The 1,267-nt window shown below is 52.8% G+C and carries 2 protein-coding genes; both read right to left on the bottom strand.

All coding sequences use genetic code 11. The features are described 5' to 3' along the window. Nucleotides 1–186: 186 nt before the first annotated feature. On the bottom strand, nucleotides 187–507 hold the full coding sequence (locus JX325_RS17075) for a hypothetical protein (protein WP_204792210.1): 321 nt from the start codon (nucleotides 505–507) through the stop codon (nucleotides 187–189). Between the two features lie 249 nt (nucleotides 508–756). Next, nucleotides 757–1,267 (bottom strand): PcfJ domain-containing protein (locus tag JX325_RS17070; protein WP_204792209.1); only part of this gene is annotated, 511 nt, incomplete at its 5' end.

Below are 1,267 nucleotides of genomic sequence, written 5' to 3'. Positions count from 1 at the left end.
ATGCTCTCCTTTCCGCCATAACCATTTTTATCCATTTGCCCCCTTGGCCGCAACAAAGTGGGCGGGAGGGGGATTGTCAATGGTGCGCGAAGCACAGGCATAAGCCCTCGCCATTGACAATCCCCCTCCCGTCCGCTATCATCTGCCAAGGGGGAGAATGGATTTCACTTTGATAGCTGCACTGAGTCAAGATGTTTGCTTCCTCCAGCGCTCTGTGGATTCGCTGGGAAAGCAATGCCCCCTGTATTCCCAGACGCCAGGCCGGCCTGGATTCACGGGATAAGCAATCCGCTTGAAAGTTATGTAGGTTTCCCGCCATTTGCCTGTGGCCGGGTCAAGCTTCTCACCAAGCGGCTCCCCAACCTGGACCAGATCAGAAGTCATACAGAGCGGCGGCAGGCTGTCTATCAGAATATCCACCGTGTCCTCGGTCACATAGCTGCCGAGATGCGACGCCTGACAGCTGAAATTGTCCCAGGTCAGGACTTCTCTTCCATTGTAAGTCATGATTTGTTCCCCCTTTCGGATTCTGACGATTGTCTATCTTGTCATGCGGTTTCTCCGGCGCTGACTGCTCCGTAGGTCCAGGCCCCGTCCGGATTCCAATGCTGAGTAGCCGCTCCCAAAGAAAGGTTTTGATTTCTTTGATATGCTTTTTGGAATATCGGCCCTGAAGTCCGGTTCGTTCGTCAGAATAGCCGCTGACGTCCTGTGAAGGACGCAAAAAAGATCCGGACAAATGCCATTCCCGCAGCTTCAGGCGGCCTCATACACAACGGCGTGCAGGACTTCTCGCTTCCAATGGTCGATAAAGTCCTGAACCGCATGTGTTGGGTCCTGATTACCCTGACCGCGCACCTGGACGATTCTCCGGTGACGAACTTCAATCGTATAAAAGGGCTTGGCCTCATTCCCGCATCGCCGCAGGAACAGAATCAGGCACTCTTTTTGGGCGATTCTTTTGACATATGCGCCGACACAGTGGTGCAGCACATTGCCCTCCCGGATGATTTCGTCCGGCGTATTGGGGCGGACGATTTTCAAGCCGTTGTACTCAAAATCCAGGCTGTTCCCGACACGGGCGTAGGCTGATTGGAAGCCGCACTGTATGTTCTCATCTTTTTTGGCCTTGATATTCTGGGCAACTTTATCGTGGGATTTTTGCAAATCTCTGGGATACAGGACAAAACTGCTGCGCATGTTATAATCCTGCCCATTACACATGTCCAGATAGTCCCGGTACTCGCTTAAAAGGTCCTGCATGTGC

Source organism: Oscillibacter sp. CU971, from assembly GCF_905219725.1.
Taxonomy (GTDB): Bacteria; Bacillota; Clostridia; order Oscillospirales; family Oscillospiraceae; genus Oscillibacter.
The sequence above is the reverse complement of the archived record's forward strand: the minus strand, read 5'-3'. Positions and strand labels throughout refer to the sequence as shown.